At 44.2% G+C, this 18665-nt stretch carries 19 protein-coding genes; 18 read left to right on the top strand and 1 reads right to left on the bottom strand.

Annotated features, from left to right (window positions below; genetic code table 11):
* Nucleotides 1-153 precede the first annotated feature (153 nt).
* The 17 genes from CRO04_RS03705 to CRO04_RS03630 all read left to right on the top strand — a co-directional run bounded on the left by CRO04_RS03705 (nt 154) and on the right by CRO04_RS03630 (nt 16225).
* The gene (locus CRO04_RS03705) at nt 154-561 is read left to right on the top strand and encodes a Fur family transcriptional regulator (protein ID WP_097002882.1); all 408 of its coding nucleotides are present in this window, start codon (nt 154-156) and stop codon (nt 559-561) included.
* A 24-nt stretch (nt 562-585) separates the two neighbouring features.
* Nucleotides 586-897: an AraC family transcriptional regulator gene (locus CRO04_RS03700; protein ID WP_097002881.1), complete on the top strand. Its 312-nt coding sequence runs from the start codon at nt 586-588 to the stop codon at nt 895-897.
* A gap of 54 nt (nt 898-951) precedes the next feature.
* Nucleotides 952-1905, top strand: coding sequence for a metal ABC transporter substrate-binding protein (locus CRO04_RS03695; RefSeq protein ID WP_097002880.1), 954 nt, complete (start codon nt 952-954; stop codon nt 1903-1905).
* An 18-nt stretch (nt 1906-1923) separates the two neighbouring features.
* Nucleotides 1924-2631, top strand: coding sequence for a metal ABC transporter ATP-binding protein (locus CRO04_RS03690; protein WP_097002879.1), 708 nt, complete (start codon nt 1924-1926; stop codon nt 2629-2631).
* Entirely contained in the window at nt 2618-3424 is an 807-nt protein-coding gene (locus CRO04_RS03685) for a metal ABC transporter permease (RefSeq protein WP_097002878.1), read from the top strand. Before CRO04_RS03690 ends, CRO04_RS03685 begins: the two co-directional genes overlap by 14 nt.
* A 22-nt stretch (nt 3425-3446) precedes the next feature.
* Nucleotides 3447-4409, top strand: a complete 963-nt coding sequence (locus tag CRO04_RS03680; RefSeq protein ID WP_097002877.1) for a GTP-binding protein — start codon at nt 3447-3449, stop codon at nt 4407-4409.
* A 4-nt stretch (nt 4410-4413) separates the two neighbouring features.
* On the top strand, nt 4414-5961 hold the full coding sequence (locus CRO04_RS03675) for a permease (RefSeq protein ID WP_097002876.1): 1548 nt from the start codon (nt 4414-4416) through the stop codon (nt 5959-5961).
* A complete protein-coding gene (locus CRO04_RS03670) occupies nt 5958-6848 on the top strand; it encodes a TIGR03943 family putative permease subunit (protein WP_097002875.1) in 891 nt (296 codons plus the stop codon). Before CRO04_RS03675 ends, CRO04_RS03670 begins: the two co-directional genes overlap by 4 nt.
* 355 nt (nt 6849-7203) lie before the next feature.
* Nucleotides 7204-7968, top strand: coding sequence for an ABC transporter substrate-binding protein (locus CRO04_RS03665; protein ID WP_207654390.1), 765 nt, complete (start codon nt 7204-7206; stop codon nt 7966-7968).
* A complete protein-coding gene (locus CRO04_RS26520) occupies nt 7923-8171 on the top strand; it encodes a hypothetical protein (protein WP_207654389.1) in 249 nt (82 codons plus the stop codon). Before CRO04_RS03665 ends, CRO04_RS26520 begins: the two co-directional genes overlap by 46 nt.
* A 19-nt stretch (nt 8172-8190) precedes the next feature.
* Complete coding sequence (locus CRO04_RS03660) at nt 8191-9204, top strand: FecCD family ABC transporter permease (protein WP_097002874.1); 1014 nt, start codon at nt 8191-8193, stop codon at nt 9202-9204.
* Nucleotides 9201-10226: a FecCD family ABC transporter permease gene (locus CRO04_RS03655; protein WP_097002873.1), complete on the top strand. Its 1026-nt coding sequence runs from the start codon at nt 9201-9203 to the stop codon at nt 10224-10226. Before CRO04_RS03660 ends, CRO04_RS03655 begins: the two co-directional genes overlap by 4 nt.
* Nucleotides 10227-10239: 13 nt before the next feature.
* Nucleotides 10240-11034: an ABC transporter ATP-binding protein gene (locus CRO04_RS03650; protein WP_097002872.1), complete on the top strand. Its 795-nt coding sequence runs from the start codon at nt 10240-10242 to the stop codon at nt 11032-11034.
* Nucleotides 11035-11146: 112 nt separating this feature from the next.
* Complete coding sequence (locus CRO04_RS03645; protein WP_097002871.1) at nt 11147-12352, top strand: HD-GYP domain-containing protein; 1206 nt, start codon at nt 11147-11149, stop codon at nt 12350-12352.
* A 20-nt stretch (nt 12353-12372) separates the two neighbouring features.
* Complete coding sequence (locus CRO04_RS03640) at nt 12373-13527, top strand: MFS transporter (protein ID WP_097002870.1); 1155 nt, start codon at nt 12373-12375, stop codon at nt 13525-13527.
* 428 nt (nt 13528-13955) lie between these two features.
* Nucleotides 13956-15488, top strand: coding sequence for an ABC-F family ATP-binding cassette domain-containing protein (locus tag CRO04_RS03635; RefSeq protein ID WP_097002869.1), 1533 nt, complete (start codon nt 13956-13958; stop codon nt 15486-15488).
* Nucleotides 15489-15652: 164 nt separating this feature from the next.
* Nucleotides 15653-16225: a nitroreductase family protein gene (locus CRO04_RS03630; RefSeq protein WP_097002868.1), complete on the top strand. Its 573-nt coding sequence runs from the start codon at nt 15653-15655 to the stop codon at nt 16223-16225.
* A gap of 57 nt (nt 16226-16282) precedes the next feature.
* Here CRO04_RS03630 and CRO04_RS03625 read toward each other — a convergent pair whose 3' ends face one another.
* Nucleotides 16283-17191, bottom strand: a complete 909-nt coding sequence (locus tag CRO04_RS03625) for a LysR family transcriptional regulator (protein WP_097002867.1) — start codon at nt 17189-17191, stop codon at nt 16283-16285.
* Nucleotides 17192-17386: 195 nt separating this feature from the next.
* Between CRO04_RS03625 and CRO04_RS03620 the strand changes: the two genes are divergently transcribed.
* Entirely contained in the window at nt 17387-18661 is a 1275-nt protein-coding gene (locus CRO04_RS03620; protein ID WP_097002866.1) for an SLC13 family permease, read from the top strand.
* Nucleotides 18662-18665: the final 4 nt, after the last annotated feature.

The raw sequence follows: 18665 nt of genomic DNA, 5'->3' as shown, positions 1-18665 counted from the left end.
AACAGTTTAAAAATCGATTGTCAAGAGCCAGATGAGGGAAATGATGAATTTTATTATTAGAAACAGAGAACCATTTTCATATTCACCTTGACATTTTAATAGAGAGTGCTATAATATGAAAATGATTTCTGATTTCGAAAATAGGGGATGAATATGGCAGAACGTGGAAGATACCGGACCAGGCAGCAGGAAATGATTGTCAGCTGCTTAAAAAAACAAAAAGATATATTTTGTACAGTGGAAGAATTTATGGAAAGCCTTCGCAGGGCAGGTATTCAGGTGGGGCAGACTACGGTATACCGTGCTCTGGAGCGCCTGTGTGAGGACGGAGTGGTTGTGAAAATCCCGTCTGTAGATGGATCAAAGGCTCAGTTTCGATATATTGGTGATGAAATTAACAGGAATGTGGGAAAGCTTGTCTGCCTAAAATGCGGCTCCATGATTCCGTTAGAGTGCTCCAGGCTGGATGAATTTTACCGCCACATCCATGATGATCATGGATTTAAGCTGGACCAGAAGCATATGGTGCTTTACGGCTATTGCAGCGGGTGTCAGCAGTAAACGGACAAAAAGGAAGGTTTTATCATGAAAGGCAGATTTAATCTCAGACAATGGGCAGCACTTATGACAGCAGTGATTCTCACTGTGGTCTTTTTTTCCTCATCGTTTTTTGTATTCACCCACCTTTCCCATGAGTGCACAGGCAGCCACTGCAAAGTCTGTCAGGAGCTTGAGGTATGTATTTCGGCTATCAGCGTAATTTCTGAAGCAATTGGAACTGCTGCTGTAGTCTTCATAGCATGTCAGATTACAAACTATAGAATATTACCTTATATTGCAGGACTTTTTTTACGTCCGGTTTCTCTGGTGGATCTAAAGGTCCGTATGGATAATTGAATTCTAAAAACATATGGCAATGACAAATAAAGAGAGAATCGGAGGATTTTAATAATGAATAAAACAAATTTAATGAAAGCAGTTCTTTTTACAGCTGCGGTTTCTGCTGCACTGCTGTCAGGCTGCGGACAAAAAGAGGATATACAGGATAGCGGGAAACTGACTGTAATGGCAAGCTTTTATCCTATGTACGATTTTGCTGTGAAAATAGGCGGCGATAAAGTAGCGGTTGCCAATATGATACCGGCAGGAACAGAGCCTCATGACTGGGAACCGGCGACGAAAGATATCGCAAATCTTGAAAAAGCGGATGTATTCGTATACAGCGGAGCCGGAATGGAGCACTGGGCAGAGGATGTGTTAAAAACTCTTAAAAATCAAAATCTGACTGTTGCAGAGGCGTCTTCGGGAATCACTTTGATGAAGGGGCACGAACATGAGGAGGGGGAAAACCAGGAAGCTGAAAGTGAGGAACATGAGCATGGAGAATTTGATCCCCATGTATGGCTGAGCCCGGCTAACGCGAAGATAGAGATGGAGAATATCAAGGATGCCTTTGTAAAGGCAGACCCTGAGAATGAAGCTTACTACCAGGCTAATTATGAAACCTATGCCGGAAAATTCGACGAACTGGACAAGAAATATAAAGATACCTTGTCACCCCTGCCAAACAAATCGGTAGTCGTTGCCCATGAGGCATTTGGATATCTTTGCGATGCTTATGGACTGACTCAGATGGGCATTGAGGGGCTGTCGCCGGATTCAGAACCGGATCCTGCTAGAATGGCTGAAGTCATAGACTTTGTAAAAGAAAATAAAGTAAAAACCATATTTTTTGAAGATCTGGTCAGCCCCAAAGTGGCGGAGACCATAGCAAAAGAAACCGGCGCAAAAACTGAAGTTTTAAATCCTTTAGAAGGACTGACGGATGAACAGTTAAAAAATGGGGATGATTATTTTTCTGTTATGGAGAAGAATCTTACCGTATTAAAAGAAGCGCTGGAATAAAAGGACAGGAGTAAACATGTGAACGCGATTGAAATGAAGGGACTGACATTTTCCTACGGAGGAACACAGGTTTTAAACGGGGTGGATCTATTGGTACCCCAAGGCGGTTTTGCCGCACTCACCGGTGATAATGGAGCGGGTAAGAGTACGCTGATCCGGATACTTTTGGGAGAGCTGTCTTTAACCGGAGAGGCAGGAAGCTTTAAACTGCTGGGAAAGGACATCCGTCAGTTTAGTGACTGGAAGGAAGTGGGATATGTTCCCCAGAACGGAATGGATACCTACAAGGACTTTCCTGCTTCCGTTGAGGAGATCATTCAGGCGAATTTGTACAGCCAGATCGGGCTGTTTCGCTTTGCTGGAAAAAAAGAAAAGGAAAAAGTGACGGAAGCGCTCTGTGAGGTGGGAATGGAACCATATAGAAAGCGCCTGATTGGAAAGCTTTCTGGCGGGCAGCAGCAGCGGGTTTTGCTGGCGAGAGCCCTGGTTAACAGACCCCGTCTTCTGATTCTTGACGAGCCGACCACCGGTGTGGATGAAAAGAATACGGAAGAGTTCTACCGCCTGATAAAGAATTTCAATCGCGATGATCATATGACTGTTTTTATGGTAACACATGACCGGAAACGGCTGGCTGGACTGGCGGATACCATTTTTCGCCTGGAGGATGGCGTATTGAGACAAATAACAATCCCGGGGGAGGCTGACTGTGATGGAGATATTTAATTATGCCTTTATGCAGAAGGCCTTTGTGGTGGGAATCCTGCTTGCAATGGTAATTCCCTGCATCGGTGTCGTGATTGTATTAAAAAGACTTTCCATGATCGGAGACGCGCTTTCCCATACTTCTCTTGCAGGAGTCGCCTTCGGGCTTATTTTGGGGATTAATCCGGTAGCCGGAGCCGTGGCCGCCTGTATCATGGCCGCCCTTGGAATCGAGGCCATACGGAGAAAACTGCCCCGTTATTCAGAAATGTCCATTGCGATTATCATGTCTGCGGGAATCGGTCTGGCAGGTGTGCTTTCCGGTTTTGTAAAGAATTCTGCCAATTTTAACAGCTTTCTGTTTGGCAGTATTGTAGCAATCAGTGATATGGAGATGTTTCTGATTATAGGAGTATCCTTAACGGTCCTCCTGCTGTTTTTACTCCTTTATAAAGAACTGTTTTATATTGCTCTTGATGAGAGGAGTGCCAGACTTGCCGGAGTTCCGGTAAAAATAGTGAATTTCATATTTACCGTGTTAACAGCGGTTACAGTCTCCATTGCGGCGAGGACCGTAGGAGCGCTAATTGTTTCTTCCATGATGGTAATTCCCACAGCCTGTTCCATGCAGTTTTCAAAAAATTACAGGCAGACGGTTCTTTATGCAATCGGTTTTGATGTTATATTTATGATAATCGGCCTTTTTGCCGCATATTATCTGGGGTTAAAACCGGGAGGAACCATTGTATTAGTGGGGGTCGTTTTTCTTCTGCTTATATTTATTGGAAAGAAGCTGCTGAGAGTGAAAGGCTAGGTCACGATAAGGAGTAGATAAAATGGTAGATTTATATATCATATCCGGCTTTCTGGGGGCGGGTAAGACCACATTGATTCAGACGATGGTCCCCGCTGTTTTTCAGAACCGGAAGGTTGTAGTGATTGAAAATGATTTTGGTGATGCAGGAATCGATGCGGAACTTTTAAAAAGTGACAGTTTAACTGTGACCAGCTTAAATTCAGGATGCATCTGCTGCAGTCTGACCGGAGATTTTAACAGAGCCATGGGACAGATTGCAGAAGAATACGAGCCTGATGTGATTTTGGTGGAGCCGTCCGGAGCCGGAAGGCTGTCGGATATTATTAAGGTGTGCATGAACCGGAAGGACATTGTGAAGATCTGCCGCTGCATCACTGTGGTGGATGTGATGAATTTTGATAAATACAGAGAGAATTACGGAGAAGTGTTTATTAACCAGATTCAGTTCGGTGATTTAATTCTCTTAAGCCATATTAGCGAAAGGGCAGGAGAGACAAAAGACGTCATGGGGAAAATCAGGAAACTGAATCCTGAGGCAAGAATTGACGCGGATTTCTGGGACAGCATTCCTGCAGAGGTATTTCTTGAGGGAACCCGGGTAACTTTGGCGGAGACCTTACAGGAAGAACTGAAAAAGCCCGCTGCTGCTAACCGGAAGATCCGTTCCGGCGGAAAGGGGGAATCTGCCGCTCGTCCCCTGTTTCATTTTGCCAGAGAGATTTTTTCATCGGTTACCTTTGCGTGTGATGAGCTGCTGACAGAGGACGAACTGAAGGCGAAAATCAACAGGGTAATTGTGCAGGCAGACGGAATGATTCTCAGAGGAAAAGGAATTGTGAAAGGTCCGAAGGGATGCATTTCCTTTCATTACATACCTGGAATGCTTAAGATTTTAAGCTGCCCGGGAGAGGGAAACAGCGTGTGTTTCATAGGTTCAGGAATAAAGAAGCAGCAGATTATAACATTGTTTAAAGGAGATTGACGTTATGACGGTTCCTGCATGGGTAATCACTGGATTTCTTGATTCCGGGAAAACAACGCTGATAAACCGGTTAATCCAGGAAGAGCTTTCTGAACAGGAGGTTCTGGTGATTCAATTTGAACGGGGCGACACCCCCCTTGCCGAAGGGGAAGGCGTGCGCTCTCTTTATTATTCTAAGGCGGAAATAGAGGAGTCACCGTTTTTGGTGGCTGACTCGATCTGCGAAGAAATTCTGGGTGATCCGGCCGATTTAATCTTAATTGAGTGGAATGGAATGGAGCATTTTCACAAATTTGAGGAGATGTTTCTCCAGTTTCAATTGAAGACGGCCATGAATGTGGAAAAGGTTGTCTACGTGGGAGAAGAAAAAGAACTGAAACACAGGATCACAGACTCCGGACTGATTGCCATGTCCCAGATCTCAGCCGGTGATATGGCATATTTAAGGACAGAGGATTTAAAGAAGGCGGAGCAGAGTGCCCAGATGCTTTTTCGTATCAATCCTGATATTCGTGTATTTACAGAAGGAAAATGGGACCGTATTAAGAAAAATATGTTCCGGTACGAAGTGAAATCCCAGATGCTGCTGCTTTTGGCTGCAGCAGTTACAATTAGTTATCTGGTTGCAAATTCGTTTCTGGGTTCATTTGTCACGTTGTTTCTGGGTGTGTTTTTACAGGCTGTGCCCTTTCTTGTTATCGGAGTGCTGCTTTCCTCCGCCATACAGGTTTATGTGCCTGCAGACTTGATCCGGAGTAAGTTCCCAAAGAATGTGTTTCTGGGGCAGCTCTTTGCCATTGCGGCCGGATTTTGTCTTCCGGTTTGTGACTGTGCTTCCGTACCGGTGTTTAAAGGTCTGGTAAAAAAGGGAGTTCCACTGTCTGCAGCTGTTACCTTTATGCTGGTATCCCCGGTGATTAACCCGGTGGTAATTCTGTCTACCTGGTATGCCTTTAATGGGAACATTAAGATAATTGCAACCAGATGCGGTCTGGGGATTTTGTGCGCAGTTCTGACCGGTCTTACTTATCTTGTATCCCAGCCCCAAAAGATACTGTTAGCGGATCCGTCCATACAGGGGGGAGAGACGTACGGAGATTATGAGATCCCTGCGGCGGATGAGACGAAAGCTTCCCGCTTTTTTCTCATGATGCGTCACGCCCAGAATGAATTTTTCACAGTTGGGAAATATCTGCTTACCGGCATTTTTGTTTCTACTGTACTGCAGGAAGTCTGGCCGGGAATGACCCGGTCGGGAGCTGGAATTCCCATTCTGGGTTCGGTGGCGTTTATGATGGCAATGGCTTTTATCCTGTCTTTGTGTTCTTCATCGGATGCGGTGGTGGCAAGAACCATGGCAGGTGTTTTCCCGGCAGGGGCGCTGATGGGATTTCTGGTGTTTGGTCCCATGATTGACTTGAAAAATGGAGCAATGCTTCTTGGCGGATTTGAGAAAAAATTTATTGTCCGTCTTTTTGTTACAACATTCCTGATTTGCTTTGGTGTAGTGGGTATGTTTGCATTGCTTGGAAGCGGAGGGATCCGGATATGAAGCTGAAAGGGAAAGGAATCAATGTACAGGCATTGACAGAGTCTGCCTGCTATCTGCTTTTTGGAATACTGCTTTTCCGGCTGACTGTTACAGGCGGCTATCTCTCCTATGTGACGCCGAGAATGAAGCCTTACTTATATGGCCTGTCCGCACTTATGGTACTGTGGGCAGCCATGGGGGCAGGGAAGATTTTCCGCCCCAAATATAAGGGCAGGCTGTTTCATTGTCTGGTTCTCGGAATTCCGATTCTGATTTTAACAGTACCGCCAGCCCCTCCTGCAGGAAGTGCGGCGATTAAGAACTATTCCAGCTCCAGTATACCTGGTTCCTCTTCGGAAGGGGCTGGAATCGATTATGGAAGTAAAAGTGAACAGGAAACATCCGGGTTTGATTATTATGAAGATGAAACAGAGGCAGAGCAGCCGGATTACAGTGCCGGCTATGATGGGAGTGCAGATGATGCTGCACAGACACAAAGCCAGCAGCCGGAGCTTTTAAAAGGAGCCGGATTAAATGGGCTTGATGAGAATGCCAGAACGATTACCATTGCAGACGATGATTATTATGCGTGGATGACAGAGCTTGGTGCTCATGCAGACAAATACCAGGGATATACAGTTACCATGAAGGGGTTTGTATTTCTGGATCTGGAAAACCGGCAGGAAAATGAATTCGCCCTGGTCCGTCTGTCTATGTGGTGCTGTTCTGCCGATATGGCGCCTATGGGGCTGATGGCATATGACTCAAAAGGGCTGAGCTTTAAAGAAAATGACTGGGTGACGGTTACAGGAAAGCTGTCGGTAAAAGACGGATATCCTACCATCGATGCAGATACTATGGTGGCAGCGGAGAAACCGCAGCAGGAGTATGTTTACCCATATTACTGATCGAACCGTATCTATGTAAGGTATCCATGAATCACAAGCTGAAAAAGAAATGTTTCTGTTGGATATATAGCCATATATCAGCAAAGACATTTCTTTTTTATTTATATAACCGCAAATTTCTGTACATGAATATAAGTTTGACAAAGCTATATAATTAAAAACTTAACGGCTTAGTTATGAGAAAGACTCCGGTAATAAGCATGCAGGCCATTAATATCTTCATTGATATTTTATCTCAACTGCCCTGTGTTGACATACGTCATATCAGATGTTAGACTGTACAAGTATTTCTGTGAGTTAGCAATAACTAACTAATGAGAAAAGAAATCAATAAGAGATAAAGGAGTGTACAATATTGAAACTGATAAAGCTTTTTACCGGACTTATGGTACTCACTGCCCTTGTATCCGGCTGCGGGTCATCTGGAACCAGTGGGGAGAGTACCGCAGCAGAAACAGCAGCGGCTGAAAAAACAGGAGAGGGGTCTTCCAGAGTAATCGAACATGCCATGGGAACAACGGAAATTGAGGGTACTCCTCTTAGAGTTGTAACACTGTTTCAGGGAGCAACTGACAGCGCCCTGCTTCTTGGAGTAAAGCCTCTTGGTGCAGTAGAATCCTGGGCGGAAAAACCGGTTTATGAATACTTAAGGGGGCAGATGGATGGAGTGGTGAATTTAGGAATAGAAACACAGCCGAACTTAGAGGAAATCATCGCGTTAAAGCCGGATTTAATTATTGCTTCCAAAGTCCGTCATGAAAAAATATATTCCCAGCTTACTGAAATTGCTCCCACTGTCATGGTAAAAGAGGTCTACCAGTGGAAGGATACCTTAAATATCTGCGCGAAGGCACTGAACAAGGAAGAAAAGGGAGAAGAATTTTTAACAGAATGGAATGAAAAAACCTCTTATTTCAAAGAAAAGGCAGCTGATCAAATCAAGAATACCAAGGTAGCAGTCATCGATTTCCGAGCGGATCATGCCCGAATTGTTTATACAGGTTTTGCAGCCACCGTGCTTGATGATATGGGGATTGAACGACCGGAAAGCCACAAGAAATCGGAGTGGGGGGTATGCTGCAGTCCGAGGAAGCAATTCCCCAGATGGAGGCAGATCTGATTTTTGATCAGACCAACCTAAATGAGGCTGAAAATGTAAGCAACCGTGATAAATGGACTTCTAATCCGCTGTGGTCCAATTTGACAGCAGTAAAAAATAATCAGGTATATCCGGTTAACTCTGTATACTGGAACAGCGGCGGCGGCCCTCAGGCAGCCATGCATATGCTTGATGAAGTATATGAATTTTACGGAGTAGAATAAAGGAAAGGGAGAAAGGCATATGGCTTGGCTGCGGACCACAACACAAAAAACAGCGGTTTTAACAGGACTTCTTGCAGGAATGGTGTTCTGCTTTGGCGCCAGCGTATCTCTTGGTACTTATTCTATTTCCCTTCATGAGGTAGTTCAGGCGTTTATTCATTTTGATCCCGGTTTAACGGAGCATATACTTGTTATACATACCAGGCTTCCGAGAGCGGTCACAGCCATGCTGGTGGGAGGAAGCTTAGGCGCTGCCGGTGCGTTAACCCAGGCACTGACCAGAAATCCGCTGGCTTCCCCCAGTATCCTGGGCATTAATTCAGGCGCCGTTTTTTTTGCGGTGCTCGCTTCTTCCTTTACAGTAAGTCTGCCAGCAGAATGTATTTTATGGGCTGCTTTTGCAGGTGCTGCTCTTTCTGCTGTTTGCGTATACGTTCTGGGATCGGTGGGGAGAGACGGACTGACGCCTGTTAAGATCGTGCTGGCCGGATCAGCCATTACTGCACTTTTTTCCTCTTTTACGCAGGGGATTCTGGTTTTAAGCGAATCGGGAATCCGCAATACCCTATCCTGGTTGGCAGGAGGGATTGCGGGCCGTGATATGAAGCAGCAGATGATGGTGGTTCCCTATATGGCAGCAGGAATGCTTCTGGCCCTGCTGCTTTCGGTTCCTGTCAATATTTTATCTGCAGGAGATGATGTGGCAAAAGGGCTGGGCCAGCGCACAGTGCTGGTTAAAATAATGATGGGAGTTTCCATTATACTATTAGCAGGCAGTTCTGTAGCTGCTGCAGGTTCCATCGGATTTGTAGGTCTGGTAGTTCCCCATTTGTCCAGAAATCTTGTGGGGCAGGATCACAGGTGGATCATTCCCTACAGCTCAGTACTGGGAGCGGCTCTTTTACTTTGCGCTGATATTCTGGCCCGGTTTATCGTCGTGCCTTCCGAGGCGCCGGTAGGAGTAATGACGGCTCTCATTGGCGCACCATTTTTTATCTGCATTGCAAGAAAAGGGGGGAAAGGCAGACAATGAGATTATTTTTTAAGACTATAAATGCAAAAGGGGCATCAGCCCCTAAAAGAAAGCTGCTTGTACTTCTTATAATACTTGCTGCGGCTTATGCGGCATGCGTATGTACCGGATCTCTGTTTCTATCACCTAAAACCGTTTTCCTGGGAATTTTCGGTATGTCTGACGGTCGGGTAAAAATGATTCTGGAGACCATACGGCTTCCACGTGCAACAACTGCAGTTCTTGCAGGCGCGGCTCTTGGGGTATCCGGAGCACTGCTTCAGGGAACTATAAGGAATCCTCTTGCGGCACCTAATGTAATCGGTATCACCGGGGGAGGAAGTCTCTTTGCCGTTCTGTTTCTTAATTTTTTTCCTGACGGAGGGACTGCTTTTCTTTCCATAGCCTCGTTTTCAGGAGCTCTTGCCGCCGCTGCTCTTGTCTATGTGCTGGCATTTAAGAAAGGGGTCACCCCCATCCGTCTGATTCTTGTGGGAATCGGGGTGTCGTCTGTGACCAGTGCTCTGACAACTCTGCTGCTTTCCAAAAGCAAAAACGCAGCTGCAGATAAGGCTTATCTGTGGATGGTTGGCAGTGTTTATGGTGCAGACTGGAAGGATGTGCGGCTGCTTTTGACCTGGTTTTCCATCTGCTTTCTCTTTTCCATGACATACGCCCGCCATATTGATGTGCAGGGACTGGGAGATGAGGTGGCAGCAGGTCTGGGTGCACATTTACAGAGACACAGGGCTGTTATCATTTTACTCAGTGCTGCTTTATCAGGAGGCGCGGCTGCAGTGGCAGGGGCAATTGGATTTATCGGGCTTATTGCGCCTCATATGGGGCGCCGTCTGGTGGGAACAGAGCACGCTTTTCTGCTGCCTGCCTCAGCGCTCATCGGCGCATTGATCCTGCTGATTTCCGATACCGTTGCAAGAACGGTATTTCTGCCGGTTGATGTGCCGGCAGGAGTGTTTACTGCCGCAATCGGAGCGCCGTTTTTTATCTATCAGCTTTACTGCAGCCGCAATCAGACCAATTGACAGGAGAACAGACATGAATGAATTATCCACCAATCAATTATCTCTGTCCTACGGAGATCAGTTTATTATAGAAGAATTAAATCTGCATATCCCAAAAGGGAAGATCACCATACTTGTGGGAAGCAACGGATGCGGTAAATCCACACTGCTAAAATCTCTCTGCCGTTTATTAAGACCCTGCGAAGGGACGGTGGTTCTGGACGGACAGGATATTTTTAAAATGTCTACAAAAGCTGTGGCCAGAAAGCTTGCCGTATTGCCTCAGGGACCGACTGCACCTGAGGGATTGACTGTTTCCCAGCTGGTAAGGCAGGGCAGGTATCCCCATCAGAATTTTATGGGGCAATGGACCAGACAGGACGAGGAAATGGTGAAGAAAGCCATGGCTGATACCAATGTGGCAGATATCGCAGACAGGACCGTGGATTCTCTTTCCGGCGGTCAGCGCCAGCGCGCCTGGATTGCCATGACTCTTGCACAGGGAACGGAGTATCTGCTCCTTGATGAGCCTACCACTTATCTGGATCTGGCTCATCAGATAGAGGTGCTGGATCTGCTTTTTGAGCTGAATGCCAGAGAAGGGAGAACCATAGTTATGGTTCTTCACGATTTGAATCTTTCCTGCCGTTACGGTCACCATATGGTTGCATTAAGCAATCGCAGGGTATATGCGGAAGGAGTTCCGGAAGAGGTCATGACTGCAGAGACCGTGAGGGAGGTATTTCATCTGGAGTGTGTGATTTCAACAGATCCTATATTCGGTACACCTTTACTGATCCCTCACGGGAGGGGGAGGAGCATGATTTAAGTCCAATCAGGTTGACAGACATTCCACCCTGATTTACAATGATCTTATTATGCAATAATTACCAATACATCAGTAATACAACTGGAATGGATATGGAAGGAGCCGATACAACATGCAATTCAGCTTAAATGATTTCCTGATAGCTGTTTCGTTTGCATTGGACTTTGTTGAGATGGACCGGCTGGGAATGCAGTCGAATCATGGAAAGAGAACTGCTTATCTGACCTTATGTATAGCAAGAAGACTGAATTTATCGGAAGAAGAGGTTTATGATGCAGCTGCGCTTTCCATTCTCCATGATAACGGTTTAAGTGAATCAAGTCTCTATGAACAGCTTCCCCAGGAATGGGATCATGCAGTGACGAAATTTGAAGGTTCCAGAGGACATTGTGTGATTGGAGAAAAGAATGTAAAAGACTACCCGTTTCTTACAGAGCCTGAGGATGTGATTCTTTACCATCATGAGCGCTATGACGGAAATGGTTTTTTCGGCTTAAAAGGCGATAAGATACCGCTTATTTCCCAGATTATAGCTGCAGCTGACAGTTTTGAAAATCATTTTAAAAATGCCGGCGGAGATTATTGTCAGGAAAGGGTGTTAAAATGGGTGTCCGGATGTGAATCAGGCATGGTATCTCAAAGGATTGCTTTAGTCCTGCATCAGATGGCAAACGAAAGGTCTGTCTGGGAAAACCTTTCTGATGATAAGCTGGAACAGGCTCTAAAAGCTTCGGTTCCGTCCTTTTTTCTGGAGGTGCCCCTGGATAAAATCCGTCAGGTTACCGGCGTTTTTTCCAGAATCGTTGATTCTAAATCAAGCTTTACCAGACGCCACTCCAAAGGGCTGGCGGAAAAAGCGGCAAGGATGGCACAATATTATCATAAGGATCAGGAGGAAACTGCCAGGCTGATTATTGCGGCTGACTTACATGATTTAGGTAAGCTGGCTGTGCCAAACAGCATTCTTGATGTTCCCCGTGCCCTGACTGCGGAGGAATTTGAGACAGTAAAAAAACACGTGTATTATACCAGAGTCGCTCTTGAGAACATCAGGGGCTTTGAAGATATTACGGAATGGGCTTCCAACCATCATGAGAAACTCAATGGGAAGGGATATCCTTTTGGCAAGACCGGTGATGAACTGGATTTTAATTCCCGTCTGATGGGGTGCCTGGATGTATACCAGGCTCTTACGGAAGAACGTCCTTACAGGAAGGGCCTGACTCACACTCAGGCCATTAAGATACTTTACGATATGGCAGGAAGCGGCTTTCTGGATAAATTAATTACAAAGGATTTAGACATGGTCTTTGGGTAAAACTGTCAGGGGGAAGAAGTATGAAGTATGAAAAAGTCGCAATATCCATTATTCTGGTATCCTTGCCCTGCCTTGTTTTTGAGGCTTTGCTGCCAGCATATACAAAAGAACTGGGGTATTCCGTATTTCAGTTAAGCATTTTATTCTCTGTTTATTCATTCTCAGGACTGGTTATGAGGCTGGTCATTGGAAAGATTTCTGATCGCTTCAGTCGTTTTCTGGTGCTGTGCTGTGCTCTGCTTTTGTATGGACTGGCTTATTTATTATTAGCAGAGGCAAGAAGCATGGGATACTTACTGGCTGCCAGAATGGTACAGGGGGCAGCGGGAATTCTTCTGACAATTTCTGCAGTCAGCCTGATCACGGCGGAAAAAACCAGTTTTGCACAGGGACTTGGAAGATTTGGCGGGAACCGGCAATTAGGGGGACTGTTAGGAATCGGACTCACTTTTTATGTGTTTAACCGTTCTGATTTTTTAGAGGGCTGGAGTCAGTTTTTTTTAATTAGTGCTGCTTTTGCGCTAATCTCTCTGATCTGTGTAGTGTTCCAGAAATCGTCTTATAAAAAAGAAGTGGCTTCCCGGTCTGAAAAGGCAGTTTATTCTCCATTGGATAAGAAAATATGGTTTTTGAATTTCTTATACTGTATCCCTGTAAGGATAGCAGGGGTTCTGGTTATTCCGTATATGATGGAGGTATATCGTATTGATATGGGGACTGTAGCTTTTGTGTTTTTATTACCTATGCTGCTGATTGCTTTTTTGAGTTCTGCAATCGGTCAGATTGGTGACAGGCTGGGATATAAAAAAACAATCCTCTCATTTACGCTGATTGCAGCCATGCTGATCGGCATTCTGGTTTTCAGTCCCAATCTAACGGTTTTTGCATTTATCTGGACATTATATCAGATCGCCATTACTGCCCAGGATTATTCTCTGGATGCCATGTTTGTGAAAGGTGTACCGGAACAGGCAATTGGGGATTTTTACGGGAGATTTATGATTGGCACCAGTCTGGGCGGGATCATCGGCCCTTTTATCGGAGGAAGTGTGTTTGAGCTGGCGGGCGGAAAGGCTCCTTATTTTATCTGCTCTTCTTTTCTCACCGTGATCACTGTTCTTGTATGGAGGGTGATACCTGCAAATGGGAAGAGTGAAAGAGAAATGACTGGTTGACAGAAAAAACAGATAGTGATATAGTCAGATAATCAGATATAAGGAGAGCAGATATGAGCATTTTTATTAGCGATCAATTGACAAGACGAATGAGCTCTGTACAAATCAACCCGGTGAAACATTGTACAGAGTATGGCGGTTACTGATACGCTTATAGAATTCATCGGGAAGCAGTGCAGCAATAAGAACAGCGTTACAGGCTGTTTCTTCTTTTGATGCCTGTTTTCCCTGCTTCTTATTGCGGTTAAAGGTCATGGACAATGTTTTATTTGTTCATGGCCTTTTGTTGTATATTTAAGACAGAAGGCAGAGGAGATTATATCCTTGTCTTCTGTTTTTTATTTGGAAAATCAGCAACAGGGATATTGGGATAAAAAGAGGAAATACGCCTGTATCAGAAACAGAAACCAGAAAGAAGGAATATAGACGTGAGTTTACTGGAAATTACAGGCTTATCCCATTCATTTGGAGATAATCAGTTATTTTATGAAACGGATTTGGTTCTTAATAAAGGAGAACATGTTGGAATTACAGGACAAAATGGGACAGGAAAAAGTACCCTGATTAAAATTTGTACAGAAGAGATTATTCCGGATCAGGGCAGGGTTAAATGGCATCCCGGTCTGAAAATCGGATATCTGGATCAGTATGCCAGTATAGATACTGGTTTGACAATGAGAGAATTTTTAAAAACTGCATTTAGTGATCTCTATACCCTGGAGAAAAAGATGCAGGAGCTTTATGAATGCGCGGCAAGTGGCAGGGAAGATGCTCTCAGGGCAGCAGCAGGCTGTCAGGAGATGCTGGAACAGCGTGATTTTTACCGGATTGATTCACAGATTGATCTGGTTTGTCAGGGACTGGGGCTTATGGCCATTGGGGCAGAACGGCCTATTGCTGAAATGAGCGGCGGTCAGAGAGCGAAAGTCATGATGGCAAAGCTGTTGATTGAGAAGCCGGATGTGCTGCTGTTAGACGAACCCACCAATTTTTTGGATCACGATCATATTGTCTGGCTTCAGGATTATTTGTCCGGAATTGAGCAGGCGTTTTTAGTTGTTTCTCATGATGAGGGATTTCTTGCAAAAACAACAACCTGGATCTGTGATATCGACCATAAGAAAATAGTAAAATACTTTGGGACATATAAAGAATTCCTGGAGAAAAAAACACAATTACGGGAAAATTATACGCGGCAATATACAGCTCAGCAGAAAAAAATTAAAAAGACAGAAGAATTTATCCGCAAAAATATTGCGGGAAGAAAATCCAAAATGGCAAGAGGCAGGCAAAAGCAGCTTGAACATCTGGAGCGGTTGGAGGCTCTGGATCAAAAAGAAATCAGACCTTTTTTCTGGTTTGATCAGGGTGGTCTGTCTTTAGCAGGGAAATTAAATGTGTCCGATCTGACTGTGGGGTACAGGTTTCCGGTTTTGTCCTCGGTGAATTTTTCTATGAAAGAGGGAGAGAAGGTGGTTATAACAGGCTTTAACGGGGCAGGAAAATCTACCCTGTTAAAAACCCTGATGAATCAGATTCCTGCATTAAGCGGTAATTATTGCTTTTCAGCAAAATCAGTGATCGGGTATTATGAGCAGGATCAGGTGTGGGAAGATGACAGCCTCACTCCAATGGAGATTGTGTCAGATTATTTTCCGTTGATGGAGAGAAAGGAAGTGAGGAAGAGACTGGCGCTCAACGGAATATCAAGTAAACATGCGATGCAGGAGATTAAAAGCTTAAGCGGAGGAGAGCAGGCAAAAGTTAAGATTTGCCTGCTGACTGGAAAACCCTGTAATTTTCTCATCATGGATGAGCCGACGAATCATCTGGATGTGCAGGCAAAACTGGCATTAAAGGATGCATTATCTGAATTTTCCGGAACTGTTTTACTGGTCTCCCATGAAGTGTCTTTTTACAGAGACTGGGTAGACAGAGTGATTGAAATTGATTCATATTGAGCATATAAATAATTTTGTTAAATATAATTTGTTAAAATAATATTGACTTATGTGGAATAATGTGGTACTATTTTTACAACAAAATAAATATAACGTATAAATCACATGGGATGAGGGATGATTTCCTTAGTGGTTTCAAATAAATTAAAGGAGGAACAGATATTATGTCATTTATTCAGAGCCTTGAGAAGAGAAGAACCTATTATAATATTAACCGCCAGCTTCCTGTATCGGAAGAGGAAGTTCTGGATATTATCAGGAAGGTAACAGAAGCGACACCGGATGCCTTTAACATGAAGAGTGCCAGAGTTGTGGTTGCACTGGGGGAGAAGCAGGATCAGCTGTGGGACAGTGTCTATGATGCATTTGGCGGTCAGGTAGAACGCGGCAAGATCGACTCCTTTAAGAATGGGTATGGAACAATTCTTTATTTCATCGATGAAGATATTGTAAAATCATATCAGGATCAGTTTGCTCTCTATGCAGAGAAGTTTCCGGTCTGGACCAATCAGGCGAACGGTATGCTTCAGTCTAATATCTGGACTGCTTTGAGGGAAGTGGGTGTGGGAGCATCACTTCAGCATTATAATCCGGTAATTGATGAAGCGGTTGCCAGTTTATTTGATATTCCGGGTCATTGGAAGCTGATTGGAGAGATGCCTTTTGGAGGCATCGGTGCAGAACCGGATGCGAAAGAGAAGGAAGACATTGATAAGCGGGTTATTGTTAAGAAATAATATAAAAAGGCTGTCCGGCACTCATTATGCCGGGCAGCTCTTTGTTTTACTGGTTAATTATGTGAAGTCCTTTACTATTTTTATATATTCATTTGCATGGTAATTCAGATAGGATCCCTTTCGGTAAGCGGCGACAAAATCCACCATTGTATTAGGCGTACCAAAAGAAAAACACATCAGCTTATCCAGGAAATTCATATGTTTTAAGTGTGTATCGGTAACAAAAGCAACACCGTAATTTTTTGAAACCAGCTCTGCTCCTGCTCTGATATTGCTTGTAATCAGCATCCTTTGGGGCTGAAAACCAACCTGCTGAAAAACACGATCTACAGTCTGGCGTGAACGCTGGTTGGTTTCCTGAAGAATGAAACGTTCATCCTGCAGCAGTGTTAAGTCAAACCATGGACGGGTACACCCCTCTTTTGTTACACCCTGGTCTGCCAGAGGATGATTGGTTGACATGATCAGAAGCATTTCTTCATGACTGATCACTTCATAATCCACCTCCGGGCTTTTCACCGGTTTGTTAAAAAATGCCAGGTCTGTCTCTCCGGAAAGGATCATACTTTCCAGGGTGGCTGAGGCAGATTCCTTAATATTAATAATAACATTCGGATACAGGCTTCTGAAGATAGGCAGCGTACATGGAAGCATGTAGGTTCCGCGCATGACAGGAAAGGCAATGTTTAATACACCGATATTGCTTTTAATAATATCTGACAGTTCATTGTCCAATTCTTTTTTCAGCTGGAGAATCTCTCCGGCTTTTTTTACGTACCTCTCTCCGGCATAAGTGAGCATGAAGCGGTTGCCATTTTTTTTAAACAGTCTCTGTCCAAGGTCGCTTTCCAGGTTTTGCAGGAATTTTGTAAGCGTGGGCTGGGAAATATATAAGGAATTAGCAGCTTTGGTTATATTCTGATGCCTGGCAACAGCTAAAACGTAATTTAAATCTTTAAAATCCATGGTATCACCTCTTTAGTTATTTTACCTGATTCCATAAAAGAACGCAAGAAAATTATAGTCTGAAACTATAGTTTTTATGAAAAACATGAATTAGACTTATGGATTACAACATGTTATATTGGTTCTATCGATAGGATTATATAATTCAGAGATGGTAACCGTTAAGAAAAAATTTAATAATGAGGTGGAACAGGCATGAACTACATAGATATTATATCTATTCTATTTTTGTTTGTAGTAGTGGCAATTGGGTTTGTAAAAAAGTGCAATATAGGTGTTTTGGCGATTGGATCAGCCTTAATTCTTGCCAGATTGGGAGGCTTAAGTGACAGTAAGGTACTGGCTGGTTTTGATGCAAAACTGTTTATAACACTGGTGGGTGTGTCGTTTTTATTCAGCGTTGCGCAGGTAAATGGGACGTTGGAACTTGTAGCGAAAAAAGGGATCGGGCTTGCAGGGAAGAGGACTTATCTGGTTCCGATTATCATTTTCTTAGTATCGGGAATTCTGACGATTATCGGACCAGGTAATATCCCGGTAGGAAACTTAATGACAGTCGTTGCAGTAACTGTTGCAGTCAGCATGGGGGAAAATCCGCTGTTGTTTGCGCTGGCAGCCAAAGTAGCGGCCAATGGTTTCACTCTGTCCCCTTTAACGCCTCCGGGTGTATTGATGGACAAATTGGGAACAGAAGCTGGTTTTTCCGGATTTGAACTTACAGTTATGTGGAATTGTATTTTATGGGCATCAATCCTGATGATAGGTTTTTCGATTTATTATAAGATTTGGAAAATTAAACCTGCGGATAAAACAAATGAATTACTGGAAGTAAAAGAGCATCTCAATAGACAACAGTGGATTACAATCATTGGTGTCCTGGTTATGGTGGTTATGGTTGTTGGTCTGAATATCAATGTGGGGCTTGCTTCTTTTTTTGTAGCGGCAGTATTAGTAATATTAGGCGTAACGGAAGAAAAGAAAGCTTTGGTAAAAGTACCATGGGGAACACTTATTTTAATCTGCGGTGTAGGCGTGCTGATGAACGTTGTAATAGAGCTGGGCGGACTGGATCTGATGTCTAAGGGACTTTTGTCTATCATGACACCAAAGACTGCGGCACCAATTATCGCTGTGACATCTTCTATTCTGTCATTTTTCAGTTCAACAACGGGTGTGGTAATGCCTTCCATGATCCCCACACTTGGCCCGATTGTCCAGACATTAGGAACAGGGAATGCCGGATTTGCACAGCTTGCCAGCGTTGTAATCACTTCTTCATTGTCTGCTGCATTCAGCCCGGCTTCCACCGGAGGCGGACTGATACTGGCCGCATATATGACAGCTTCAAACTCTGAGGACAAAGATCAGGAACAGAATAAACTTTTTGGCCGTCTGTTTATGATTGCTCTGGCTTGTGTGGCAGCTAATGCAGTTTTAGCAACAATTGGAATTTATGGAATTATTCATTAATTGG

Origin of the sequence: Lacrimispora amygdalina, assembly GCF_900205965.1 — a bacterium.
Classification (GTDB): domain Bacteria; phylum Bacillota; class Clostridia; order Lachnospirales; family Lachnospiraceae; genus Lacrimispora; species Lacrimispora amygdalina_A.
The sequence above is the reverse complement of the archived record's forward strand: the minus strand, read 5'-3'. Positions and strand labels throughout refer to the sequence as shown.

Coding starts and splice junctions, on each gene's coding strand:
- CRO04_RS03705 (WP_097002882.1), top strand. CDS start 154: ATGGCAGAACGTGGAAGATACCGGACCAGGCAGCAGGAAATGATTGTC.
- CRO04_RS03700 (WP_097002881.1), top strand. CDS start 586: ATGAAAGGCAGATTTAATCTCAGACAATGGGCAGCACTTATGACAGCA.
- CRO04_RS03695 (WP_097002880.1), top strand. CDS start 952: ATGAATAAAACAAATTTAATGAAAGCAGTTCTTTTTACAGCTGCGGTT.
- CRO04_RS03685 (WP_097002878.1), top strand. CDS start 2,618: ATGGAGATATTTAATTATGCCTTTATGCAGAAGGCCTTTGTGGTGGGA.
- CRO04_RS03680 (WP_097002877.1), top strand. CDS start 3,447: ATGGTAGATTTATATATCATATCCGGCTTTCTGGGGGCGGGTAAGACC.
- CRO04_RS03675 (WP_097002876.1), top strand. CDS start 4,414: ATGACGGTTCCTGCATGGGTAATCACTGGATTTCTTGATTCCGGGAAA.
- CRO04_RS03670 (WP_097002875.1), top strand. CDS start 5,958: ATGAAGCTGAAAGGGAAAGGAATCAATGTACAGGCATTGACAGAGTCT.
- CRO04_RS26520 (WP_207654389.1), top strand. CDS start 7,923: ATGCTGCAGTCCGAGGAAGCAATTCCCCAGATGGAGGCAGATCTGATT.
- CRO04_RS03660 (WP_097002874.1), top strand. CDS start 8,191: ATGGCTTGGCTGCGGACCACAACACAAAAAACAGCGGTTTTAACAGGA.
- CRO04_RS03655 (WP_097002873.1), top strand. CDS start 9,201: ATGAGATTATTTTTTAAGACTATAAATGCAAAAGGGGCATCAGCCCCT.
- CRO04_RS03650 (WP_097002872.1), top strand. CDS start 10,240: ATGAATGAATTATCCACCAATCAATTATCTCTGTCCTACGGAGATCAG.
- CRO04_RS03645 (WP_097002871.1), top strand. CDS start 11,147: ATGCAATTCAGCTTAAATGATTTCCTGATAGCTGTTTCGTTTGCATTG.
- CRO04_RS03640 (WP_097002870.1), top strand. CDS start 12,373: ATGAAGTATGAAAAAGTCGCAATATCCATTATTCTGGTATCCTTGCCC.
- CRO04_RS03630 (WP_097002868.1), top strand. CDS start 15,653: ATGTCATTTATTCAGAGCCTTGAGAAGAGAAGAACCTATTATAATATT.
- CRO04_RS03625 (WP_097002867.1), bottom strand. CDS start 17,191: ATGGATTTTAAAGATTTAAATTACGTTTTAGCTGTTGCCAGGCATCAG.
- CRO04_RS03620 (WP_097002866.1), top strand. CDS start 17,387: ATGAACTACATAGATATTATATCTATTCTATTTTTGTTTGTAGTAGTG.